Source organism: Methanococcoides seepicolus, from assembly GCF_023684405.1.
In the GTDB taxonomy this organism is placed as follows: Archaea; Halobacteriota; Methanosarcinia; order Methanosarcinales; family Methanosarcinaceae; genus Methanococcoides; species Methanococcoides seepicolus.
The window spans coordinates 1-569 of the sequence record NZ_JAGSOI010000155.1; the positions used below are offsets into that span (position 1 = coordinate 1).

Annotated in this window: 1 protein-coding gene and 1 pseudogene; both read left to right on the forward strand. The window is 31.3% G+C overall.

Going from position 1 to position 569, the window contains the following annotated elements:
- Positions 1–145: pseudogene (locus KDK67_RS14190) on the forward strand (IS1 family transposase); the annotation flags it as partial.
- A gap of 315 nt (positions 146–460) precedes the next feature.
- Positions 461–569: transposase-like zinc-binding domain-containing protein (locus KDK67_RS14195; protein WP_420846926.1), on the forward strand; the 109-nt coding region annotated here is incomplete at its 3' end.

Here is a 569-nt window from a genome sequence, read left to right on the forward strand (position 1 = left end):
TGAAGGATATAACAGCATAATTAGGCACTTTCTGGCAAGATTGAGAAGAAAGTCAAAGTGTTATACTAAGAGTCTTGAAATGCTGAAGTACTCTGTTCTTCTTTTGATGAAGTACAGAAATAAAGAGTTAGCTATGTTTAGTTAACAATGCCAAAATTTAATGTTATTGATAAGCCGTTGAAAAAATTAAAAGACAATGGATTTGTACTGTCAAAAAAATAGATTATTCTAGGCCCGGTGCCAAACCTGCATTAAATTCTCTTACTCCTGATATTACTACACTTAGATATTTGGTTACGAATGTATATAATGATGAATCTATCTTCAATCTCATGGATAGTAAATATTACTATGACATAATTCAAATTGTAATTGACTATCTATGTGAAAATACAAATAATAAATTAATGGCATTGGTATTTAAGTAGAGTTTTTATGTTATTAGGACCTATATTTATGCATGAACTGTCCCAGGTGCAAGAGCTCCAATCATAAAAAGAACGGTAAAATCGATGGACGTCAACGCTACAAATGCCATGATTGTGGGTATAACTATTCAGTGGAGATTA